This window comes from Alkalimonas sp. NCh-2, assembly GCF_039631345.1.
GTDB classification, from domain to species: domain Bacteria; phylum Pseudomonadota; class Gammaproteobacteria; order Enterobacterales; family Alteromonadaceae; genus Alkalimonas; species Alkalimonas mucilaginosa.
The window spans coordinates 22,932-39,506 of record NZ_JBDIUV010000003.1; the positions used below are offsets into that span (position 1 = coordinate 22,932).

Annotated in this window: 11 protein-coding genes; 2 read left to right on the forward strand and 9 right to left on the reverse strand. The window is 49.7% G+C overall.

Going from position 1 to position 16,575, the window contains the following annotated elements; translation table 11 throughout:
• Positions 1-18: 18 nt before the first annotated feature.
• Both ABC502_RS09230 and ABC502_RS09235 read right to left on the reverse strand, forming a co-directional pair.
• Positions 19-543, reverse strand: coding sequence for an SMI1/KNR4 family protein (locus tag ABC502_RS09230; protein WP_345915682.1), 525 nt, complete (start codon positions 541-543; stop codon positions 19-21).
• A 377-nt stretch (positions 544-920) separates the two neighbouring features.
• Positions 921-4,106 carry a TonB-dependent receptor gene (locus tag ABC502_RS09235; RefSeq protein WP_345915683.1) on the reverse strand — a complete coding sequence of 1,062 codons (3,186 nt, stop codon included), beginning with the start codon at positions 4,104-4,106 and terminating at the stop codon, positions 921-923.
• 273 nt (positions 4,107-4,379) lie between these two features.
• Between ABC502_RS09235 and ABC502_RS09240 the strand changes: the two genes are divergently transcribed.
• Positions 4,380-7,532, forward strand: a complete 3,153-nt coding sequence (locus ABC502_RS09240) for a family 20 glycosylhydrolase (protein ID WP_345915684.1) — start codon at positions 4,380-4,382, stop codon at positions 7,530-7,532.
• A gap of 5 nt (positions 7,533-7,537) precedes the next feature.
• Here the strand turns inward: ABC502_RS09240 and ABC502_RS09245 are convergent, their stop codons facing one another.
• Genes ABC502_RS09245 through ABC502_RS09260 form a run of 4 tightly spaced genes read right to left on the reverse strand, consistent with a single transcriptional unit; the run spans position 7,538 to position 11,875 of the window.
• On the reverse strand, positions 7,538-9,028 hold the full coding sequence (locus tag ABC502_RS09245; protein WP_345915972.1) for a M81 family metallopeptidase: 1,491 nt from the start codon (positions 9,026-9,028) through the stop codon (positions 7,538-7,540).
• Positions 9,028-10,566 carry a sodium:solute symporter family protein gene (locus ABC502_RS09250; protein WP_345915685.1) on the reverse strand — a complete coding sequence of 513 codons (1,539 nt, stop codon included), beginning with the start codon at positions 10,564-10,566 and terminating at the stop codon, positions 9,028-9,030. The genes ABC502_RS09245 and ABC502_RS09250 overlap by 1 nt, the downstream gene beginning before the upstream one ends.
• Before the next feature lie 44 nt (positions 10,567-10,610).
• Entirely contained in the window at positions 10,611-11,000 is a 390-nt protein-coding gene (locus tag ABC502_RS09255) for a RidA family protein (RefSeq protein WP_330086896.1), read from the reverse strand.
• A gap of 11 nt (positions 11,001-11,011) precedes the next feature.
• Positions 11,012-11,875, reverse strand: coding sequence for an SIS domain-containing protein (locus ABC502_RS09260; protein ID WP_330086895.1), 864 nt, complete (start codon positions 11,873-11,875; stop codon positions 11,012-11,014).
• Positions 11,876-12,015: 140 nt separating this feature from the next.
• Between ABC502_RS09260 and ABC502_RS09265 the strand changes: the two genes are divergently transcribed.
• A complete protein-coding gene (locus ABC502_RS09265) occupies positions 12,016-13,212 on the forward strand; it encodes an alanine racemase (protein ID WP_345915686.1) in 1,197 nt (398 codons plus the stop codon).
• A 14-nt stretch (positions 13,213-13,226) separates the two neighbouring features.
• Here the strand turns inward: ABC502_RS09265 and cls are convergent, their stop codons facing one another.
• The 3 genes from cls to pyrD all read right to left on the reverse strand — a co-directional run bounded on the left by cls (position 13,227) and on the right by pyrD (position 16,480).
• Positions 13,227-14,732: a cardiolipin synthase gene (gene cls / locus ABC502_RS09270; protein ID WP_330086893.1), complete on the reverse strand. Its 1,506-nt coding sequence runs from the start codon at positions 14,730-14,732 to the stop codon at positions 13,227-13,229.
• Positions 14,733-14,820: 88 nt separating this feature from the next.
• Positions 14,821-15,339, reverse strand: a complete 519-nt coding sequence (locus tag ABC502_RS09275; RefSeq protein ID WP_330086892.1) for a cell division protein ZapC domain-containing protein — start codon at positions 15,337-15,339, stop codon at positions 14,821-14,823.
• A gap of 130 nt (positions 15,340-15,469) precedes the next feature.
• The gene (pyrD, locus tag ABC502_RS09280) at positions 15,470-16,480 is read right to left on the reverse strand and encodes a quinone-dependent dihydroorotate dehydrogenase (RefSeq protein WP_330086891.1); all 1,011 of its coding nucleotides are present in this window, start codon (positions 16,478-16,480) and stop codon (positions 15,470-15,472) included.
• Positions 16,481-16,575: the final 95 nt, after the last annotated feature.

A 16,575-nucleotide genomic window follows, 5' to 3' on the forward strand; every position in this document is an offset into this window, starting at 1 on the left:
TTTCTACCGTTAATAGTATTATCTGATGTGGAGTTTTATTATGTCGTAGTTCACACTCACTAAAGTAGGCTCAGGCCTCCCTGTTACGAGATATGATAGAAAGTCAGTAAAACTACTAAATTTAGACACTTCCTGACCGAATGTCTCAGTCAAAAACAGGCCTACCTCTCCTGCTCGCTCTGACTCTTTAGAAAAAAGGAAGTAATAGCCTCCACCGTCCCACTTAGCGATAACTACTCCCTCCTTGGGTACAGGCACATATGATGGATTATTGTTATATAGATTGTGGTAGTAAGAATTTTTACTAATAGCACAGCAAATTTTCTCGTACCTCTTATTATTCTCACCAACTAACCCACATACAACTTCACCAAACCAAAAACAATAGCCATATTTACTAATAAAGTATTTGTAATCGTCTGGTAATGGAACACCTAACCTGGTTTCAAACAATTGAACTTCATCCGATAAGCAACTACCACCCTCAGAGTAATTTTTGTTGCTCTTTGCTTTTTGTATAATTGCTTCTAGCCTTTCAAACATAGCCCGCACTCATGAATATACTTGTTTTCATGTCACTGGCAAGGCTCGCGTAAAGTTCATCAAGTGATCTCAATTTTCCGCTCCAGTCATACAATTATTGTGCTGATGCATTGGCTAATTAACCTGCAACCAGCGGAGAAAGCCAGCCGTGTTTGGACTGTGCAGCTGTAATCGGTAGTGTTCAGCAGCAGGGTTTATAACAGAGGGTTAGTATAACAGTTGTTACGCTAGTAACAACTGTTATACATTTAATGCGGGCATCTGATACCACAGCTTTATCTGGTATAACGCTGTGGTATCAGACAATAATCACGTTAATCCATAGAGAAGCAGCAAAAAACCGCGCAGCACAGCCACGCGGTTTTTTGCTTGTGCTATCAGAACACAGCACGAACGCTCAGTGCGTATCGACGATCTGTGGTAAAACTCAGCGCATCGGTTCTATCACCTTGTTGATTCATCTGATACTGTGTTTTGGTCTCAGCTTTAAGCAAGTTACTGCCTTCTATACCAACTTTCCAGTTATCATTAATGGAATAGTACAGACTGGCATCCATCATGCCTGAAGCTTTGGCGAAAGCTGGCGCGTATTCTTCTGATTCCCGTAATGTCAGCAGGTACTCAGAGCGCCAGGTATAAGCGAGACGGAATGAGATATCATTGTATTCGTACATACCAACGATATTCATATTTTTATCGGAATACCCCTGCAGTGGCAAGCCACTGAAAACACGGAAGGTATTGCGATTGTCTGCGATACGCTCGCCCGCCTCATTAAAGCCTAATGTGCCTTCTGAAATTTCGTTCGGATCTTCCAGACCACTTTGGTCAATGTAGGTAAAGTTAAACTGCAACCCTAACCCACTCCAGGCGCCTGGTAACATGTCGTAGAATTGAGAGTATGAAAACTCAATACCGCGTAATGTGCCGGAACCAGTGTTTGCCGGGCCATAGGCCGATACATTGTATCGTTCGCCGTTGTAATCGATTGGCAACTCAAAGGATCTGTTGCGGATAATTTTATCCAGCCGTTTGTGGAATACGCCAACAGCCAAAAATCCTGCCGGAGCAAAATACCACTCTGTCGTTACATCCAAATTAATCGAGCTTTCCGGCTTCAGGTAAGGATTACCAGCCAGTGCTGTAACCGCTATATCATCCAGTCCAACCACCGGGTTGGTTTCTTCATCATAATCAGCCGCAGGGTTCTGCAAACGGCGATTGTAATCCAGATCGAGCAAACTGATATTGCGGGCATCCACCAAGCTTGGGTAATACAATCCTTTCGAGGCAGCAAAGCGTACCACCACGTCATCGGTTACACCAAAGTTTAAATTCAGGCTCGGCAGAAGCGTACTGTAATCAGTCCCTTTCACGGTGCTTAATTGCGACTCACCGGAGGCCAGATCGTAATAGCGTCGATATTCAGGCTGTTGCATCACCTCATTGAGTGAGGTACCAGGATCGCCACGCTTACTGGCCAGTGGTTGTACAAAAGCGCCGGTCGACTCCAGCTTGTAATTAACATAGCGCAAGCCAATGTTGCCTTTCACCGGCATGGGTAAATCAATAAAGTCAAAGTCACCCCGCAAGTACAGCTCTGTACGTTTTTCATTGGATGAGCTGATGTTGTGCGCTGCAAAAGGCCCTTCTACGCGATTCGGTTTATCGGTATAGGGCACATAAACGCCGGTACAGATCCCGTCATTGGCAGCGCTGCTGGTTGCATTGTGCCAGCCATCTCTACAGCCCTGACGCAAGGAGTCGGCGTAGTTTCTGACTAAGTCCATTCTGGGGAATAAGAAGTTGTTGACGTTACCAATGAGTACGTTGCCATGGTAAAAATCAGCAAAATCAACCCGCTCAAACAGCTCAGGACGGTTCACAGCTGCTGCAGCATTACGATCATTCATATCCCAGGGAGTACCAATAGCTGACCAACCCTCATAAGCGGTATCACGAACGGTTAAGTCTTTATCGGTAAAGTAAAAGCCGGTTTTAATGCTGGTAAAGGTACCATCAAGTTCATAGGTGGCATCAAATTTAAAGCTATTAGCTTTGGCTGTATTGTGCTCCTCTTGCTCCATGCCGCTGCCTAAGAACAAGTTCGGTACAGGACCGTTCCAGTCTTCATTAGGAGACCAGCCCGGGGTCAGGATGTTGTCACTTAAAAACTCAACTGTTGGGCGTGAACCACGCATATCCAAAAAATAAGGGGAAACCACATGCACGTGGTTGCCGCGGGTTTGACCGGACATGCTGTAATTATGCACCACTTTTTCAGAGTCAATGTGCTGGTAGTCAAAGACAAGTGATAAACGATCTGTCGGCCGGTAACGCAGATTGAAAGATGTATCTTTTACCGTATTTTCATTGTAATTCCAGCGACTGCGGTAGAAAAATGGTGTTTCCGGACTGACTCCAAGCACAACCCCTGAAGTGACAAAACCATTGTTGGTTGTTAAAGGACGGCCAGTATCTGCATCATCCCGCCAATTTTGCGATGAGCCCATAAAGCTTCTGAAGCCTTGAGCTGCCTGGCCAATTTGGCGTTCATTCCACTCCAGGGACGCCTTTGAATGAATATGTTCCAAAGTAGCTACCAGGGTGTTGTCTGTATTTGCCCACTGCAACGAGCTGGTCAGACCGGTTCGCTTGCGGTCATTTTCGGCCGTACTCATATGGATTGCGACCGGCACATGCCATACACTGCCAGCAGGTTGCCCGGGCAGAGCCGGACCATCGACCGGCGAGTCGGGATCAACCCCGGTGATGCCGCCCCACTCGTCCAGTGTCGGAACAAATGAATCACCTCGGGAGTGAAAGTTGCCCAAGCCAATGCCATCACCACGGGTTTTAAACTCAGAGTGTGACGCGGCAATTAAAAAGCCAAATCGGCCTGAACTGGTATCCCAATTATCCGAAAACAAAGCCGAGAAAGAAGGGGTTACTTCTTTACGGAAATCACCGTAATTTGCTTTGGCGTTAAAGGAAATTAAACGCTCATCAGAGTCCAGCGGCTTGCGGGTAATCAGGTTTACAGTACCGGCAATACCGCCGGAGATCAGATCTGACGTTTGGTTTTTGACGACTTCAACCGCCCCCAACAGCTCTGCCGGGAAATCTTCGTAACTCAGACCTCCCCAGGGGTTTGCGCTGAAAGCTCCACGTCCATTTACTTCGGAACGTACCCTGTCCAGTCCACGAACCAACACTCCGGTACCTTCGTCAGCATAATGCTTAGGATCGTCGGATGATGCAAAGCGCTCGATAGTGACACCCGGTACACGCTGCAGAGCTTCAGTAACAGATCTGTCTGGCAAAGCACCAATATCGGATGCTGTGACAAGATCTTTCACCGTATCGGCATAACGTTTCAGATTCTGTGCACTCATTAAGCTGCCACGGATCCCCCGCACTTCGATGACCTCTACTGAATCCGTTACCTCGTCCGCAATGACACCGCTGTCATTTTCAGCCATAACAAAAGCCGGGGTGGCGCCGATAATCGCGGCAGCAACGGCTAAGGTTAACTTGTTACCATTAAATTTTTTTCCTAGCATGGCGTTACTCTCTTCTCTTTATAGTGTCATGGTATCCATCGGGCACCTGCATACAGTGGAATTCCGACAGCATGTACTGATTGCGTTGATCAGTCTGGCTTGCTCTTAGCTTCGACCCCAAGCCCATTGTTACTTTGTACCATGAAGCGCAAAAAGTAAACAGTGATTTTGAGTTTTAGCCATTTATTTGTCTAAAAAAGACGTTTGATGACTTGTGCTTGTGACCTTTTGATGTTACCAAGTAACAATTAAAGTAGCAGTTATGAGATCATTATGGACTCTAAGTATTGTATTCACCGTGCTTTGCTGGCACTGTTATTCGCATATTCAATCCATAGCGTGCAAGCTACAGAGGTCGCTCTGATGCCCTGGCCTCAGCAGGTGGAATGGCTTGATACAGCGCCCTTGCATCTACCTGCAGAGTTCAGTTGGCACTACCCAGAGCAGCACCAGAGGGTGCTTGAACCAGCGTTGCAACGTTTGCACCGTCGATGGCAACAGCATCACCCAGAGATAAGTTTTAACCCGAATGCGGCAGTGCTACTGCATCTTCGTATCGAAACTGAGCAGGCTTTTTTCTATCCTTTACCCGACAGCGATGAATCCTACCAACTGCATATTGATCAGGCTGGGATCCGGCTAAGTGCGCCTACCCATCTGGGCATATTACACGGCCTGGAAACCGTGGCTCAGCTGGTGACTGCCAATAAAAAAATACCTGCTGTACGAATCACCGATGCGCCCCGTTTTGCCTGGCGTGGCTTGCTGCTGGATCCTGCCCGTCACTTTCTGCCTGTGTCTACCATAGAGCGCCAGTTGGATGCGATGGCTGCAGCCAAACTCAATGTCTTTCATTGGCATTTAACCGATGATCAGGGCTGGCGGCTGGAGTCAAAGCGTTTTCCAAAATTGCAGCAAATTGGAGGAACAGATGGTTATTACAGCCAGGATGAAATACGCCACATTGTGGACTATGCCGCTATGCGGGGTATACGGGTAGTACCGGAAATAGATGTGCCAGGCCACACCACAGCATTGGGTGCGGCTTATCCCGAGTTTATGTCCATGCCGGGCCCGTCAGAGCCTGAAATACATTGGGGGGTTCACCCGGCGGTATTGGATCCAACCAATGAGCAGGTGTTTGTTTTTCTACAGCAATTACTGGAAGAGGTCACAACCTTATTCCCGGATCCCTACCTGCATATTGGTGGTGATGAGGTACTGCCGGATCATTGGCAACAAAACCCTGCCATAGCAGCATTCAAACAACAACACGGCATGGCGGATCATCTGGCATTACAAACCTGGTTTAATCAGCAGTTACTGCAGATCCTGACACCACTGCAACGTCGCATGATTGGCTGGGATGAAATATTAACACCAGAGCTGCCATCCTCAAGTTTAGTTCACTCCTGGCGTGGTCTCGACTCTGTGGTTGACGCCGCTCAGGCTGGGCATGATGTGATTTTATCTACCGGCTTTTATCTGGATCAACCTCAATTTGCCAGCTTTCATTACCGTAACGATCCACTGCCTGAGCCCAGCCCACAAATGCCAAGCAACTACCAGGCCTGGTCAGGCTGGAGTTTTACGATCCCCAGATTACGAGGCGCTGCGGTTACAGGGACCCTTTATCTGGTTTTTATGCAAGATCATAGCATTGAAGGATTCATCGATTTTAACGGCCGCAGTCGCCAGACATTACAGCAACTGGAGCTGGAAGCAAGTCGGCTGCGCTTTCAGTTAGACACATGGATGGGACCGGTCACCGCAGAATGGATGCTGACAGGGGATCTTAGCGGCGATCTGGTCGTTGGCAATGCCCCCTATGCCGTACATGGCCAGCAAATTGCCTGGTACGAGACAGAACAGCCCTTCCCTACTGGGATAGAGCGACCAGCTTTAACAGAACAAGAGGCCAGCAGAGTACGGGGAGGTGAAATTACCCTCTGGGGGGAGCTGGTCAATGCTGAAGTGATTGATCGCCGTCTCTGGCCTCAGGCATTGGTGGTAGCAGAGCGACTGTGGTCGGCCGCCGAGCTGACCGATGAAAACTTCCTTTATCAGCGTCTGGGGCAATTGGAACCCTGGCTGGCACAGTCTGTAGGCTTACAGCATCTGCAACAGCAAGATGCCGGTTTGGCTGGCCTGGTGCATGCCGATGGCAGAGCCGCGATGCAACAATTCATTCTGGGGCTTGAACCGGCGCATTATTACCATCGTTTGCACGAGCGCTCCGTTCGGCAGCAGTACCACAATCAGGCCCGGCTGGATCGACTGGTTGATTTTCTGCCGGCAGAGAATTATCAGTTCCGGCAACTCGAGCTGTTACTCAGCGCCTGGCAACAAGATAAAGCCATGAGCTTGGAACCATTGCTGCAGCAGTTTGCTCTCTGGCAACAATTACCCGAGACATTGTTGCCTTACTTAACGGATACGCCCCCAGCCAAAGAGCTGAAACCGGTTATTTTGCAACTAAGCAAGCTGGCCAGCTTGGGACTGACGTTGTTGCAACAGCCCGAAGTGACTGCGCAGCAGTTAACCGCAGCACAGTCGCTCTGGCAGGACAGTCGAGGGATAGAAGCGGAATTGGTGATAGCTGCCCACCGTCTTATCCGGCCTTTACTTACCCAAACTACCAGCTCGGTGTGGGTAGCTGCCGGCACTTTCACTGCAGGTATTGAAGGGCCTGCTTTCGGGCCGGATCAACAGCTGTATTTGGTCAATTATCAACAGGAAGGCACCATAGGTCGGGTGAATCAGCAAGGTCAGGCTGAACTGTTGGTCACTTTACCAACGGGTAGTACTGGCAATGGTATCCGTTTTAGTGCAGATGGCAGCCGGATGTTTATTGCCGATTATACCGGTAACCGCGTCTGGCAATATCATACAGCGAGTCAGCAGCTGAGTACTGTGGTGCATCAACCGGCGATGCATCAGCCCAATGATCTGGCGCTGTTAGCACCAGATACGCTGTTCGCCAGCGATCCGGACTGGGCTACAGCGAGTGGGCAATTATGGTTGATTACAGCCGATGGAGACAGCCGTTTACTCGAAACCGGGATGGGCACCACCAATGGCATTGAGGTATCCAGCGATCAGCACTATTTATTTGTCAATGAAAGTGTGCAACGACGTATTTGGCGTTACCGTATTGAGCAGCAGCAACTGACCGACAAAACTCTGATAGCAGCTTTTTCAACTGCCGGGCTGGATGGCATGCGAATGGTCCAACCTGGCATTCTGGCCGTAACGCGTTACGGGAATGGCAGTGTTGTTTTGCTCAATCACCATGGGCACTTACTGGCAGAACTGCCACTGCTGCATCGCCGGCCAACCAATCTGGCAATCCAATCAGGCCAACTCTACGTCACCATGCAAGATTGCGGTTGTATTGAGCGACTGGCATTGCCGTTAGTTGAATAAACTCGCTAGCAGGGGCTGATGCCCCTTTTGCTTTCATGGTGCTGCAGATGTGGCTGCTCAACGATTGGCCAGATGGCGCGTGTCAGTTTCCGGTACTGATTGCGCCGGGGATCACTGGGATAAGGCGCTTTTGCATCCAGGTACAACACTTCGGAGGCAATGGCAGCAAATCCCTGATAAAAGTGATTGGTTGATTTGACCACCAGGCCGCGGCACTGCTCTGGCACTATCCCCAGCGCCCGAAATAAACTGGGGTCAAAAGACTGACAACGGTTTGAATTCAAAATCACATCAATGCCATCAAACTGGATCCAGGCACAAGCCCCCATTGGTACTTCACTGCCGCCAAATTGCTGCCAGGCCGATGCCCGCAGTGCTTTAATTGCAACTATCTTATCCACCGGCTCCCCGGCAGTGGCACAACTCTTTCCGCCGAAGCGAAGCGGGATCTCTGCCCCCTCACCTGCTGCAAAACACAGTTGCACCGCCATCGGGTCCCAGATGGTACCAAAGGCAATTCCCTGCAGTTGCTGGCGAATCACCTCACGTAAAATTAAGGTGCCATCCCCGGCAACACCGCCACCAGGGTTATCCCAGACATCGGCCAATACTACCGGCCCGTTGTTTTTGGTTTGCAACCGTCTGACGCCCTCTTCCACCGACAACATTTCCGGCATACTCTTGCCCCGCATGGCGAACAACTCCATACCAAGCTGCTTCGCTAACTGCTGGCTCAGGCTAGGATCATTATCGGTAATAACCAGCAACTGGCTGCCCATTTCCGGTACATCACCTGCCATAAACCCATGGATAACAGAAATGGATAGCACGCCAGGTTGTTGTTCTAACAAACGAATACGAGCCAGAAAGGATTTCATCGGCTCATTGCTGGTGGGTAATACATCGATCATCCGACAATCGAAGCGGCTCATGCAAGGTTTAATATTGCCGCGCACTGCAGCCAATGTCAGTTGTACCAGTTCACGGGCTCGCTCCATAAAATCCAGATGTGGGAACTCTTTAAAAGCAATCAGTAAATCAGCCATCTCACACCGTTTCCTGGTCAGGTGACTGTGTGGATCCAGCTCCGCTGCTATCACGGTATCCGGTCCTACCAAAGCCCTGATCCGGCTTAGCAGGTCGCCTTCGCAATCATCGTAGCCCTGAGCAACCATGGCCCCATGCAAACCAAGGACCACAGCATCTACTGGCAAGGCTGCGGTCAGTTGCTGCAAAATTTCGTCCCGCAGGTATTCGTAACAAGCCCGGTTTACCAGGCCGCCTGGTTCAGCCCAGCTGCAACTGCCTTCAATTAACGTAAACCCCTGGGCTGTCGCCTGCTCCCGACAAGCAATCAGCGGTGCGCTGCACAGAGTCGGGGTTGGTGGGTGCTCCCCCGGCCTGGCGTAAAAACTGCTCCTGAAACTGTCTAAATCTGTAAACATCGGGGAAAAGGTATTGGTTTCTGTTGCAAGTGAAGCAGTAAAAATACGCATCATAGGCCAGGCTCTCCCCGACGGCATGAAGTGGATAATTCTGGGCTGCTCAGCCTGGGCTCTGTTGCTGGTAGCGCTTCTTCCCCGTTTTGTTGCATAAAACGTTGTCGTTCATGCCGCAAACGGCGCATGCTACCAAGCATCGAATGGCGTTGCTTCCGATAACACAAGCTAACCACCACACCGAAGCAGCCAGCCCCAGCAAAGGCCGGCAGCACCGGGTTGCCCCAAAAAGCCAACCAGTCTGCATGCAACAAAATACTGAGGGAAATACTCATGCCTGCCAATACTGCTGACAGAGCTCCTTGCCAGCGAAACCCTCGCCAAAAGCGTCCTAAGAGTGCAGTCACCGCCAGGCCTGACATGACCGTTGCAATCAAGGCTGTAATGTACCGAATGATATCATCAGAGAGCAGTGCCATGGTAAGTGCCAGCGATGCCACCACGACCAGTGACACCCTGCTTAGCCGAAGCAATACCGTCGGACTAAAGCCTGCTGGATAGCACTGCTGCAATAGATCACGAATAAAGATACTAACTGCTGCGATCGCATCCGAGCTGGCCGATGACAAAGTGGCAGAAACACCTGCCAGCAACACCAGCATGGCTATCATAGCCGGCAGTACTGTGACCGCCATGGTCGCAAAAGCAAATTGATGATCAGCCAGCTCAGGAGCACTTTGTCTGGCGGCTATTCCGATCATGGCTGGCAAAGCTGCAAAAAAGAGATACAACAAACCTGCCAGCATAAAAGCTCGACGCACTGTAGTTACCGAGCGAGCAGAATAAATGCGTTGCCGAAATGATGGTGTCGCCATTACCCCCAGCGCAATCACTGCTGCCAGTGATATCGCCGGAATCACACCAATATGGCTCAGCGCCTGCCAACCGGACTGACTGGCAGGCACCTGAGCAGCCAAGGCGACAACACCTCCGGCTTGCACACTGATCAACAATGCCATCAGTACAAAACCGGCAAACAAGATGATGGCCATGATGGAGTCCGTCCACACCACAGCACTGTAGCCACCAATCACAATGTAAAGCGTAAAAGCAACAGCAATAATCAGTTTGGCCACATTAAGATCGACCCCGGTAGCCCAGGCTAAATACAGTGCCCCACCAATAAGATGAGCGCCCAGCCAACCTAAAGAAGCAATAAAAATTAATACCGCAAATAACAAACGAATACGCGGATGCGCGCCGACATAGAAGGCTAACTCTTCACTCATGGTCATAAAGCCGTATCGACGTACCGGAGCAAATAACCAGGCAGTCAGCAAAATACCGGTCGCTCCACCTAAACCATACAGCATACCCGCCCAGCTGTTGGTGTAAGCAAAACCAACGGCCCCCATGCTGGTACCGGTTCCAATCATGGTGGCAACTGTGGTGCCCAGGCTCAGCCGAGTAGAAACATTGCGACCTGCCAGCAAAAAATCATCACCGGTTTTCTGTCGCCGGGCCAGCAAGCAGCTCAGCCCAATAAGGGCCGCCATATAAAGACCAAACAACAAATAAAAAGTTGTAATGTTCATGCGCTACTCCAGCCCTGCACCATGACATCGCTGTCATTTGCCAGTTATAGTTCCTGCTTAAAACAAGTAAGATCTACCTCTACTTTACAATCGACCACCAAGTCTGTTACTGCGCAAATTCGGGCCGGCGGCGCATCGGCAAAGTACTCGGCAAAGACTTTATTGAAGGAGGAGAAATAACGGGCATCGGTCAGGAACACCTTCACATGCACAATATGATCTTTGTGAAATCCCGCCTGGTGCATGATTTCCAGACAGTTCTCAATCGCCAACCGCGATTGCTCCACAATACCACCCTCCACCACCTCACCATCACGCATCGGTGTCTGTCCTGAAACATACAACCAACCACCTGCCGCAACGGCTTTGGCAAAAGGCAAGGCTTGGCCCCCGGTACCGGTATTGCCTTCTGTACCATAACGAATAATCGACATAGTTTCTCCTGTTAATCCCCTAAAGGTTGCCGTTCATCACCGCCCCTGTGGCTATCAAGCGATAACTTGACTCTGCGCAGTTTGTCGCGTGACCGACGCTTATTCTGCTTGGCTAGCTCTGTTGCCAGCACATCAATAACCGCCAACATGGCATAGCGCGACGCTGAAGGTTTGTATATGTAGTCGGCTTCCGGTGCTTGTATTGCCAATAAAAGATCGGCTTCTGCTGCCAACGGCGAACCAGGCTTGGTTATCGCAATGACTTTGGCGTCGTATTGCCGTGCAATTGCCGCTGCATCAATGATTTCCGGGGTATTGCCTGTGAGCGAAATCACAACCAGTACATCTGTTGGCTCTACCGCTGCGGCGACCATCCGGCATAACAACCCATCCTGATAACTGCTTACTGGCACCCCAAAACGAAATAAACGATTTTGCATTTCCATCGAGCCAATGGATGAGCCGCCCCCCATACCGAGACAAATCACCATCCTGGCCTGCAGCAACCACTCTACAGACTGGTGCACGGCCTCATCATTCAATAATTTACGGCTGGCATCCAACGTGTTTTTGATGGCCTCATACACCCCTTGAATACCATCCAAATCCGGTGTTTCTTCCACAAATCGCTGGCCAACAGCCAGCGATTGCGCCAACTTTACTTTGAGTTGCCGCACATCCTTGCAATCTACACTGCGGGCAAAACGCGTCACTGTGGCCTGACTGACACCGGCATTGCGTGCCAAAGCCGCAATATTTAACTCAGTAGCGGCACGCACATCGTTCAGAATAAGCTGCGCAACTTTTTGTTCGGAATCACTTAACTCAACAAAGCGCTCAGATATACGTGATAAAATATCAATCTCAAATGTCATTAAGCAGTTTTTCTCAAATTAAAATACTACAAAATCCATAGATAGCATGGCATTTACATCAGATACTTTGTACCATTCAATTTTAAAAGTAAACAGCTGTAACAGATAATTTATGTTTTGCGCTTACCAATGGAGTTGTCATGAAACACAAAGCAGATTTTGCCCGCACAGCATCCAAGCCAGCCAGCTTACTGGCCGAACAGCTTCATCTGCCGGCAGCCATTATCCGGCAATCAGCTCTGCACAATAATATTCGATGGATGCAACAGTTTGCAGATGCTGCCAATGTGGCTCTGGCCCCTCATGGCAAAACCACCATGACGGAAAGCATCTTTAAACAACAACTTGCAGCCGGGGCCTGGGGTCTGACGGTGGCCACGGCCTATCAGGCGAGGGTCGCTGCCCGTGCTGGCGCGAAACGCATCATTATCGCCAATCAACTGGTAGGTAAAGCCAATATGGAGGTTGTGGCCGAATTATTGGCACAGGGCACTGAGCTGTATTGTTGCGTTGATAATGCAGACAATGCGGCAAGCCTGGCTGGCTTTTTTAACAGTAAGCAGCTTAATCTGCCATGTTTGGTTGAACTTGGTACTCCGGCCGGGCGTTGTGGTCTGCGCGAAATTGAGCAGTGCCTGTCGTTAGCCAACTGCATCCATCAACTGCAGGGACTTCATTTGGCCGGCGTCGAGTTTTATGAAGGTGTGGCTAAAGATGAAGCCAGTGTCCGCCTTTGGATCCAACAAGCCAGGCAACTCTGCTTACAATTGCTGCAGAGTAACATTGAAACCAAAACTGCTCTGCTAACCGGAGCTGGCTCAGTTTGGTACGACGTGGTCGCCGATGAATTAATCAATGTACAAGCTGAAACCGGCATTCAGGTTGTACTCAGACCTGGCTGCTACGTCAGTCATGATCATCAATTGTATGCCGCAGCTCAGCAACAGGTTCAGCAACGCAGCAAATTAGCGCGGCAAGTTCCTGGCGATCTGCAACCGGCGCTGGAAGTAGCCGCTTATATTCAGTCTTTACCAGAGCCCGGCCTGGCAGTACTTGGGCTTGGCAAACGGGATATTGCCTTTGATGCCGGCATGCCTCAGGTACTAAAAATCTACCGGGATGGCAGGCAGTTGCCCTATGATCTGAGCCAGTGCGAGAGCAAAAAAATAATGGATCAGCATACCTATTGGTACTATCCGGCCGAACTGCAACTGAAAGTCGGTGATCTGGCTCTTTTAGGCAGTTCACACCCTTGCCTTACGTTCGACAAGTGGCGCACTATCTGGCTGGTGGATGATGAATACCAACTGCTTGAAGCGATGGATACTTATTTCTAATGCCGACAGTGGATTTAAAGAACAGGTGCCATCAGATAAGCGGCGCGTGACAAAGCCCTGAACAGCAACGACTTCTGTTCGATTTCCTCCACTGTCATGGTGCGGGAACGCCCGAAGTCCTGCAAGAAGATCTGCTCCAGTTGTTGGTTGGGCTCTTCGCCACCAATCAGGGCCGTGATCTCAAAGTTCAACCGAAACGAACGATTGTCCAGATTGACTGTTCCGACACTGCTGACATGATGATCAACCAGAAAGCTTTTCGAGTGCAACACCCCATCCTGATAGCGGTAGATATCGATGCCCAGCTCAATTAATGGGGCAACAAACGCATAGGCGGCCAGATAAACCAGATAGTTATCAGTACGCTCGGGGATCAGGATACGCACATCAACTCCGCGGAGCGCTGCCAGCTTTAAAGCAGATAACACCCCTTCATCCGGAACAAAATACGGACTGGAAATCCAAAAGCGCTCCACGGCACTATGGATCATATGCTGCATCATCAGGCTGGCAGTTTCATGCCGATCTGCCGGGCCTGAAGGCAGGATAAGTACTGGCAGATCGCGCCGTTCAGCGACCACCGGCTCCCAGGTTAATTCAGGAATCACCTCGCTGGACCAGTACCAGTCTTCCACAAAGGATAGTTGCACACTCATCACTGCTGGTCCGGTGATTTTTAAATGGGTATCCCGCCAATGACCATACCGCAAACTTTGGCCCAGGTATTCATCACCTATATTCGCCCCGCCAAGCCAGGCATGTTTGCCATCCGTAATCACCAGTTTCCGATGATTACGGAAATTCAGCTGAAAGCGGTTGCCTGGCCCTTTGGTGGAATGAAAAGGCCGCACCTGCACCCCTGCCTGCTCCAATTGACGCAGATAGTTTCTACCAAGCCGGTAGCTGCCGATTTCATCATACAGCAGATAGACAGGAACACCTTGTTGCGCTTTCTCGATCAGAGCCTGCTGAAACTGACGGCCAATAGCATCATTACGGATAATGTAATACTGAGCCAATACATAGTGTTCCGCTGCGCGGATCCCGGCAAAGATGCTATCAAACTTCTGCTGCCCATCAATCAGATATTCAATGTCGTTGCCGGTTAAAAAAGGCATCTTAGCCAGAGACTCAACCGCTTGCATATTGCCGCGAATGCGGCTGTTTTGCAGCTGAAAACGATCAACCGTCGACATTTTCAGTTGGTGTTTCAGCCACAGATCCGAGTCCGTTTCACGCCGGGAAATAACATAACCCTGGAACTTTTGCCGACCAAAAATCCAATACGCCGGTACAGAAACATAGGGAAAGGTATTAAGCGAAACAATCCAGGCGATGCTACCCTGCGATGTTCGGGAAGACATCAAAGCATCCAGCGAAGATAAAAAACCCATGATATGAAACATCAGCAGAATAGCTACGGCAAAACGTCGTCGTTTACTCAGTACCAGAGGGCTTGGCAGAGCTGGTAAAGGCTTACCCGCAACCTGGCGGATCAAAGCTGATATTTTTTTAAACATGATTGCTAATAGCGTATCCCGGGCGTTGTGACAAAGCGATACTATAGCAACAACGCGGTCAGGGCAACCGCGTGGCAAGAAACAAAACTCAGGCAGATTTTCGCAGAGATTGATGCGCCAATGGTCTTAGCCGGGAGTTTAAGACACGCACTACTGAGCCTGCAACAAGCGCTTTGCCAGCCAGGTTTGTTGTGCTGTTCAACAACATACACTCGGCACAATCGCCGTCGGTTTGCAGCACCACAACCTGCACCAGTTGCTGCCCCACCAATTCGGCTAATTGCATTGATTGTACCGCTTTCGTATTGGCAATATCAGCAAAATACCAGCTTTTGTGTCCCTGAGAACGCATAAACTTCAAGGCGGCCAAAGCGGTCAAGGTAAAGTAAAGCTGCTGCTCTGAAGTAAGTGCAGTCTCGGCCAGGGTCTCCAGCAATTGCCAGTAATGCTCTGCGTCTTGCATGGTGAAGGCTTGCGTTGATGCCGGCAACTGCAGCAGGTTTGCTGCGAAAGGCACCGGGAATGCCAGTTCAGCATTGATATCCAACACCAGCTGATTACGCTCGGTGCAATGGTACCAGCTCCAGCTTTCGGTGGGTGACAACATACAGCATCCCTAAGGTATTAGAATTATTGATCATTTGGTGTAATTATAACAAGTTATGATCAAAGTGAAATTCGAATTTCTTCTAATAAAAAAGGATCCTGCCAGGATCCTTCTAAGGATGAAAGATCGACTACAGGCTGTCGATGATCTCAGTCAGCAAGCTGGGCCCCCGGTAGATAAAGCCGGTGTAGCATTGCACCAAGTTTGCCCCTGCAGCCAGCTTCGCTTTGGCTGAAGCACCATCAACAATACCGCCAACACCAATCAATGGAAAGTCATTCCCCACCGCCTGCCGCAATTGTTGCAACACAGCAGTACTTTTTTGCTGCACCGGCAAACCACTCAAACCACCCGCTTCATCGGCATGCTTTAACCCTTGTACCAGGCTACGATCCAAAGTAGTGTTGGTAGCAATAGCGCCATCCATTTGGTTACGCAACAAAGCCTCTGCCACCTGCTGCACTTCGGCGCCATCCATATCAGGAGCAATTTTGACAAAGATGGGCACATACTTATCAAACTGGGCCTGTAAGTCCAATTGTTCGTTGCGCACCGTTTGCAATAAATCATCCAGGGCCTGACCATACTGCAAATCACGCAAACCCGGTGTATTGGGGGAGGAAATATTGACAGTGATGTAACTTGCATGGGCGTATACCTTGCGCATGCAGTGGACGTAGTCGTCTTTACCCTGTTCATTGGGCGTATCTTTGTTCTTACCTATATTGATACCCAGCACCCCCTGATACTGTGCCTTTTTTACATTCTCAATCAGGTAGTCGACGCCTTTATTATTAAAACCCATACGATTAATAATGGCCTGAGCTTTAGGTAACCGGAAAATCCTTGGTTTATCATTACCTTGTTGTGGCCTTGGAGTGACAGTACCAACTTCAATAAAGCCAAAACCCATTTGACCAAAAGCATCAATACATTCAGCGTTTTTATCCAGACCTGCAGCCAGGCCTATCGGATTATCAAATTGAATACCCGCAACGGTCACTGGTTTGGATGCCAATTGCTGTTGCCAGGTCCGCGCCAAAGGGGTATGCGCAAAGCGCTTCAGGGTACCCAGTGCAAAATTATGCGACCACTCCGCATCACAGGCAAACATCATACTTCGGGCAAAGGGATAAAACATGGCGATAGCTCCAGGTGTTTCGTCAGCAAAAGAAACCCCGGCATCTTGGTGTAGTAACCAGGAGTACCGGGGCTATCTGGGTTTAACCTGTAGGG

Coding starts and splice junctions, on each gene's coding strand:
- ABC502_RS09230 (WP_345915682.1), bottom strand. CDS start 543: ATGTTTGAAAGGCTAGAAGCAATTATACAAAAAGCAAAGAGCAACAAA.
- ABC502_RS09235 (WP_345915683.1), bottom strand. CDS start 4,106: ATGCTAGGAAAAAAATTTAATGGTAACAAGTTAACCTTAGCCGTTGCT.
- ABC502_RS09240 (WP_345915684.1), top strand. CDS start 4,380: ATGGACTCTAAGTATTGTATTCACCGTGCTTTGCTGGCACTGTTATTC.
- ABC502_RS09245 (WP_345915972.1), bottom strand. CDS start 9,028: ATGCGTATTTTTACTGCTTCACTTGCAACAGAAACCAATACCTTTTCC.
- ABC502_RS09250 (WP_345915685.1), bottom strand. CDS start 10,566: ATGAACATTACAACTTTTTATTTGTTGTTTGGTCTTTATATGGCGGCC.
- ABC502_RS09255 (WP_330086896.1), bottom strand. CDS start 11,000: ATGTCGATTATTCGTTATGGTACAGAAGGCAATACCGGTACCGGGGGC.
- ABC502_RS09260 (WP_330086895.1), bottom strand. CDS start 11,875: ATGACATTTGAGATTGATATTTTATCACGTATATCTGAGCGCTTTGTT.
- ABC502_RS09265 (WP_345915686.1), top strand. CDS start 12,016: ATGAAACACAAAGCAGATTTTGCCCGCACAGCATCCAAGCCAGCCAGC.
- cls (WP_330086893.1), bottom strand. CDS start 14,732: ATGTTTAAAAAAATATCAGCTTTGATCCGCCAGGTTGCGGGTAAGCCT.
- ABC502_RS09275 (WP_330086892.1), bottom strand. CDS start 15,339: ATGTTGTCACCCACCGAAAGCTGGAGCTGGTACCATTGCACCGAGCGT.
- pyrD (WP_330086891.1), bottom strand. CDS start 16,480: ATGTTTTATCCCTTTGCCCGAAGTATGATGTTTGCCTGTGATGCGGAG.